The sequence below is a fragment of the Streptomyces sp. NPDC005070 genome (genome assembly GCF_053600395.1).
The window spans coordinates 1-6,214 of the sequence record NZ_JBSFZS010000232.1; the positions used below are offsets into that span (position 1 = coordinate 1).

6 protein-coding genes are annotated in these 6,214 nt (G+C 73.0%); 5 read left to right on the forward strand and 1 reads right to left on the reverse strand.

Annotated features, from left to right (window positions below; all coding sequences use genetic code 11):
* From ACWEBX_RS36355 to ACWEBX_RS36370, 4 genes are all read left to right on the forward strand, one after another.
* Positions 1–1,071, forward strand: a 1,071-nt coding sequence (locus ACWEBX_RS36355) for an amidase (RefSeq protein WP_451889017.1), incomplete at its 5' end; no start/stop codon positions are given.
* A 20-nt stretch (positions 1,072–1,091) separates the two neighbouring features.
* Positions 1,092–1,316 (forward strand): hypothetical protein, encoded by a 225-nt coding sequence (locus ACWEBX_RS36360; RefSeq protein WP_451889018.1) that lies wholly within the window; start codon positions 1,092–1,094, stop codon positions 1,314–1,316.
* 208 nt (positions 1,317–1,524) lie between these two features.
* Entirely contained in the window at positions 1,525–3,015 is a 1,491-nt protein-coding gene (locus tag ACWEBX_RS36365) for an SPFH domain-containing protein (RefSeq protein ID WP_451889019.1), read from the forward strand.
* Positions 3,016–3,241: 226 nt separating this feature from the next.
* Positions 3,242–3,697, forward strand: coding sequence for a type II toxin-antitoxin system PemK/MazF family toxin (locus ACWEBX_RS36370; protein ID WP_451889020.1), 456 nt, complete (start codon positions 3,242–3,244; stop codon positions 3,695–3,697).
* A 196-nt stretch (positions 3,698–3,893) separates the two neighbouring features.
* Here ACWEBX_RS36370 and ACWEBX_RS36375 read toward each other — a convergent pair whose 3' ends face one another.
* Complete coding sequence (locus ACWEBX_RS36375; RefSeq protein ID WP_451889021.1) at positions 3,894–4,727, reverse strand: TIGR02452 family protein; 834 nt, start codon at positions 4,725–4,727, stop codon at positions 3,894–3,896.
* Positions 4,728–4,983: 256 nt separating this feature from the next.
* Between ACWEBX_RS36375 and egtA the strand changes: the two genes are divergently transcribed.
* A partial coding sequence (gene egtA, locus ACWEBX_RS36380; RefSeq protein ID WP_451889022.1) for an ergothioneine biosynthesis glutamate--cysteine ligase EgtA occupies positions 4,984–6,214 on the forward strand: 1,231 nt, incomplete at its 3' end.

Below are 6,214 nucleotides of genomic sequence, written 5' to 3' on the forward strand. Positions count from 1 at the left end.
GGCAAGACCAACACCTGCGAACTGGGCCAGTGGCCCTTCACCGAGGGCCCGGCCTTCGGCGCGACCCGCAATCCCTGGCATCACGGGCACACCCCGGGCGGCTCGTCCGGGGGCTCCGCGGCCGCCGTGGCCGCGGGCCTGGTGCCCGCGGCGCTGGGCTCGGACGGCGCGGGCTCCGTGCGCATCCCGGCCGCCTGGACCCATCTGGTCGGCATCAAACCGCAGCGCGGCCGGATCTCGACCTGGCCGCGCCCGGAGTCCTTCCAGGGCATCACGGTCAACGGCACGCTCGCCCGCACCGTCGCGGACGCCGCCCTGCTGCTGGACGCGGCGAGCGGCAGCCACGCGGGCGATCTGCACCGGCCGACCGCGCTGCGCGTCCACGACGCCGTGGGCCGCGATCCGGGCCGGCTGCGTATCGCGCTGTCGCTGAAACCGCCCTTCACCGCGCTGCCCGCCCGGCTCGACCCCGCCGTACGGGCGAAGGTCCTCGCGCTCGCGGAGCGGCTCGCCTCGCTCGGGCACACGGTCGAGGAGGCCGATCCCCGCTACGGGCCCATCGGGCTCACGTTCGTACCGCGCGCCACGGCGGGCATCGCCGAACATGTGCGCGCCGTACCGTTCCCCGAACTCCTCGACCGGCGTACGCACGGCGCGGCGCGCTTCGGCCGGCTGCTCGGCGGCGCTCCGCTGCGGGCGGCCCGCCGGGCCGAGGCCGGACTGCGACGGCGCGTCGGCGCGCTCTTCGACACCTACGACGTGGTGCTCGCGCCCACCACCGCCGCTCCCCCGCCGGCCATCGGCGCGATGCTCGGGCTGAGCGGGCTGCGCACCGACCGCGCCATGATCGCCGCCTGCCCGTACGCCTGGCCGTGGAACGTTCTCGGCTGGCCGGGGGTCAATGTTCCCGCGGGCTTCGTCGGCGAAGGACTTCCGGTCGGCGCTCAGTTGCTCGGACCGGCGGACAGCGAGCCGCTGCTGGTGTCGCTGGCCGCGCAGTTGGAGGCGGACCTGCGCTGGCACGAGCGGTGGCCTCCGCGCGAAGCCGTCGTGGACTCCCCGGCCGTGTAGGGGAGTTCCGGCCTTAGGCTGTGGCCATGGACGATGCCTCGATGGTCGGTTTGATGGGACGCGTCACCGGCACGGTCGGACCCGGGCTCGTCGGCGAGGTGATGGTCCGGGTGCGCGGCGGTGCCGAGCACTTCCTCGCGTATCCGGCCGCGCCGAAGGACCGTCTCGAGCGGGGCACGGTGGTGATGGTGGTGGAGTACCTGCCGCCGCGCACGGTGTACGTCTCGGCCGCGTACGAGAACTGAGCGCGCCCGCGTCGGCTCGCGGCTCCGGCCGCTCCTCCTGGAGGGCTAACTGACGTTTTCCATACGACAGTTGAGCTGCCCTCGTCCCAGGTGAGAACCGTATGCGTCAAGAACGCAACAAGGATTCGCGCACCCCTGTATTCCGCTGTCGGCGAGGAGCACACTCCCGTTCGTTCGGTGCCGAAAGGGCACCATCCAAAGGGGGCGTATGCCGATGGTTGTCGGCGTCGTGGCGGGGACGGTTGTCCTCGCACTGATCTTCATCGTTGTGGTCTTCAAGCTGATGTGGCGTGTCGCGGAGCCCAACGAAGCGTTGATCATCTCCGGTTCGAAGCATCGGACCGAAGGCCTCGAGGAAGGCATGGGATTCCGCATCGTGACGGGGCGCGGCACGCTGGTGGTCCCCGGCGTGCAGGCGGTACGGAAGATCTCGCTCGACCTCAACGAGACCGAACTGCATGTGGACTGCGTGACCACCCAGGGCATTCCGCTCAAGGTGCGGGGCGTGGTCATCTTCAAGGTGGGCGACGACTTCGTGTCGATCGCCAACGCGGGGCGTCGCTTCCTCGACCAGCAGAAGATGATGGCGGAGCGGGTGCACAACGTGTTCGCCGGCCATCTGCGGTCCATCGTCGGCGGGTTGACCGTCGAGGACATGATCCGCGACCGGGAGAAGCTGACCGGTCAGACCCGGGCCGCCTGCGGTACGGAGATGGAGAAGCTCGGCCTGATCGTCGACTCGCTGCAGATCCACGAGATCGAGGACCCGACCGGGTACATCCGGAACCTGGCCATGCCGCACGCCGCCGCCGTCCAGCGTGATGCCCGTATCGCGCAGGCCGAGGCGAACCGGCTGGCCACCGAGGCCGAGCAGAAGGCCGCGGCGCGGATGTCGGAGGCGACCCGGGACAGCGAGATCCAGCAGGCCGGTTACCAGGCCGAGCGGGACAAGGCGGCGGCGACGGCGCAGATGGCCGGTCCGCTCGCGGCGGCCGCCGCTCAGCAGGACGTCGTCGTCCAGGAGACACGGGTCGCCGAGCTCGAGGCGCACCGCCGCGAGCAGCAGCTCCAGGCGGACGTCCGCAAGCCGGCGGACGCCAAGGCGTACGAGATCCGCGCACGGGCCGAGGCCGAGCGTGACGCCCGGATCTCGGCGGCGCAGGCCAAGGCCAAGGAGACCGAGCTCGCCGCGGTCGCGGAGGCGACCCAGGTCAAGACGGCGGCCAGCGCCGAGGCCGAGGCGACCAAGGCACGCGGTGCCGCGGCCGCCCAGGCGACCCGCGCCACCGGCGAGGCCGAGGCCGCCGCCGCGCAGGCCAAGGGCCTGGCGGCAGCCGAGGCGACCCGGGCCCAGGGTCTCGCGGAGGCGGAGGCCATCCAGGCCCGCGCCGCCGCGCTGGCCGAGAACCAGGAGGCCGTGGTCGCCCAGCAACTCGCCGAGAACTGGCCGGAGATCGTCCAGGCGGGCGCGAGCGCGTTCGGCAACGTGGATCACATGGTGCTGCTCAACGGCGCCGACGGCATGTCGGACCTGTTCGCCAAGGCGCTCACGATGGGCGGCACGGGCCTCGGCCTGGCACGCCAGTTGCTCTCCTCGATGAACCCCGAGGGCACCCCGGCCAAGAGCCCGGCGGCGGAGCTCAACGGGTTCGTGCCGCCGGTGAGCGAGAAGGTGCCCGTGGAGAAGGACGAGGGGTGAGATCGGTGCGCTGAGGCGCACGGGCACGAGTGGTTCCGACCAGTAGGGCCCGGGCGTACGGGAGTTGGACGACGACTCCCGTACGCCCGTCGCCGTGTCCCCCGGCGCGCCGCACTCCACAGGGCGTGAGCCGCGCGGAAGTTGAGCCCACCCCGGAGCCGTGCTGGGCCCTCCGGCCCGGGACCCGCCCGTCGCGACCTGGCGCGCAGGCTTTACCGTGGCCCGCGTGACTGCCTTTACCGATGACACCGAAGAAGCCGTCCCCGGCCGCTACGGCCCCTCCGCCACCAGCGAGGCCGAGCCCCGCGAGGTCGGCCCCGTGAAGACCGAGTACGCCCCCGCGCACGACGGCGACCCCGATCCCGGGGAGATCGTCTGGACGTGGGTCCCCTTCGAGGAGAACGACGGCCGGGGCAAGGACCGCCCGGTGCTGGTCGTGGCCCGGGAGGCCGCGGGCACACTGCTCGCCGTCCAGCTCTCCAGCAAGGCGCACAACGGCGACCGCGAATGGGTGCCGATCGGCAGCGGACCGTGGGACCGGACCGGGCGGGACTCCTGGGTGAACGTGGACCGCGTGCTGCGGCTGCACGAGGACGGGATGCGGCGGGAGGCGTGCGCGCTGGACCGGATGCGGTTCAACTCCGTCGTCCACCGGTTGCGCGAGCGCTACGGCTGGCGCTGAGCGTCCCCTTTCCCAGCTCCCCGGCTCCCCGGTTCCCCCGCTCCCCTGTGAGGGCCGTGCGGCGAGGCGGCCACCTCGCGCCGTCCGGGGCGCCCGAGCGGCGCGGTCGCTTGGCACCGGGCGGCGGCCACGCGAGGGCGGGCGGAACGCCCGGCGGGCTCCACGCCGGGGGAGGGCTCCAAGCCCGGCGCAGGCTTCACGCCGGGCGGGGCTCGGTTGCGAACACCCGCTCGAACGCCGCGCGGGTGGTCCGGCCCGGTGTGCGGTCCAGGATGCCGAAGACCACCTGGTCGAAGTACCCGTCGAGGCGGCCCCCGGCCAGCACCCCGTGGAAGGCCCGCGCCACCTGGGCGGGGTCGTTCTGGAACACCCCGCAGCCCCAGGCCCCGAGGACCAGGCGGCGGTAGCCGTGGGCGGCGGCCGTCTCCAGGACGCGTTCGGCACGGACCGCCAGCGCGCCCGGGAGGTCAGCCGCCCGCCGCGGGGCGGTGCGCAGGACGACCCCGGCGTTCGGTGCCGCCGCGGTCAGGAAACCGGCCCGGAACGGTTCGTCGAGGAGCCTGCCGCGGTCGTCCCGGAACACCGGTACGCCGGGCGAGTGAATGACACGGTCCGTGTAGAACGCGTCACGGTGGGCGCGGTGATGATCGTAGAAACCGCGGGCCCGCAGCAGACAGGTGTACAGCGCGGAAGCCCGGCAGAGGGCCTCCTCCTGGGCCTGCGCACCGTTCAGATAACCGCCGCCGGGGTTGCGCGCCGAGGAGAAGTTCAGCACGGCGATCGGGTCCCCGCCCCCGGAGACCAGCCGACGGGCCGCCTCCAGGCTGCTCTCGCCCGTGACCTCGAACGACGTCACGACGGGCGTCACCGACGGTATCCCCACCGGCTCCGGTCCGTGCAGCACCGTCCCGGCCCGCGCCGCCTCGACCGCCACGGCGATGGACACCTCGCCCCCGGAGGGTCCGCGGTAGCCCCCGGCCGCCACGATCTCCTCGGTCTCCCGGGCGATCGCACGCAGGCGCGCGCTCATGGCGCGACCCCCGTACGCGCCACGGGCGCGGCCTGCGTGCGCTCCCCCGTCGTGCCCATGAACGCATCGTGAGTGATGCTGGTCCTGCGGCGCAACAGAGTTTCGCGGCCCCGCGAACAGTGCTTCCCGGTCCCCAAAGATTCGATTTGCACCCTTGTGCGAACCGCCGAAAGGGTCTTGGGTGGAACAGTCATTGCCGGTCCGGCCCACCAGGCCCCGGGCCGGCGGCATGGTGGAATCTCAGGAGGATCCAGACATGTCCGATTCGGTGAGTGACTGTACGGAGCGACGACGCTCCTCTGTCACCGAGGCCGAGGTGGAGGCACTGGTCCGTGGCATCTGCTTCAAGACCGGTCCGCCCCGCCTCCTCGGTGTCGAGGTGGAATGGCTCATCCACGAGCTGCGCGAGCCGCGGCTCCCGATACCCCCCGAACGACTCGAAGCGGCGTACGCCGCGGTGCGGACCCTGCCCCTGAATTCGGGGCTCACCGTCGAACCGGGTGGACAGCTCGAACTCAGCTCCGCCCCCGCAGCCTCCCTGATGGAGTGCGTGCGATCCGTCTCGGCCGACCTCGACGCCGTACGCGCCGCCTTGCGCGAGGCGGGCCTCGGCCTCAGCGGTTTCGGCCAGGACCCCTGGAACCCCCCGAGCCGCTACCTCCATGAGCCCAGATACGACGCCATGGAGCGGTACCTCGACCGCGCGGGTCCCGAGGGCCGCGCCATGATGTGCACGTCGGCCTCGGTCCAGGTGTGCGTGGACGCCGGATACGAGGAACCGGGCCCGCTCGGGCACGGGCGCCGCTGGTGGCTGGCCCATCAGCTCGGCGCGGTCCTGGTGGCCGCGTTCGCCCACTCGCCGATGGCCTGCGGGCGGCGCACGGGCTGGCGTTCCACCCGGCAGTCGCTCTGGGCGTCGATGGACCCCGGACGCACCGACGCGCCGCCCCTGGACGGCGATCCCCGTGCGGCCTGGGCCCGTCGTGTGCTCGACGCGCCGGTGATGTGCGTACGCGCCTCCGAGGGGCCTTGGCAGGTCCCGAAGGGCCTCAGTTTCCGGGACTGGACGCGGTCCGCCGCACCACCGGACCGGGAGGACCTCGCGTACCACATGACCACGCTGTTCCCGCCGGTACGGCCGCGCGGTCATCTGGAGCTCCGCATGATCGACGCGCAGCCGGGTGAGGACGGCTGGATCGTGCCGCTCGCGGTGACGGCGGCGCTGTTCGACGACCCGGACGCCGCCGAGGTCGCCTACCGGACCGTCAAGCCGCTCGCGGAGCGGGCCGGCCCGGCACCGGCGCCGCGCAACCCGCTGTGGCAGGACGCGGCGCGGTTCGGCCTCGCCGATCCGGAGCTGCGCGAGGCCGCGGAAATCTGTTTCGCGGCCGCGTACGAGGCGCTGCCCCGGCGTGCGGGTTCGGTCGGGGCCGGGGCTCCGGACCGTACCGGCACCGCGGGCCCCGACCGCACCGCCCGTACGGTCC

Bases quoted from the DNA above. Each gene is read 5' to 3' on its own strand.
- ACWEBX_RS36365 (WP_451889019.1), top strand. From the start codon at position 1,525: ATGCCGATGGTTGTCGGCGTCGTGGCGGGGACGGTTGTCCTCGCACTG.
- ACWEBX_RS36375 (WP_451889021.1), bottom strand. From the start codon at position 4,727: ATGAGCGCGCGCCTGCGTGCGATCGCCCGGGAGACCGAGGAGATCGTG.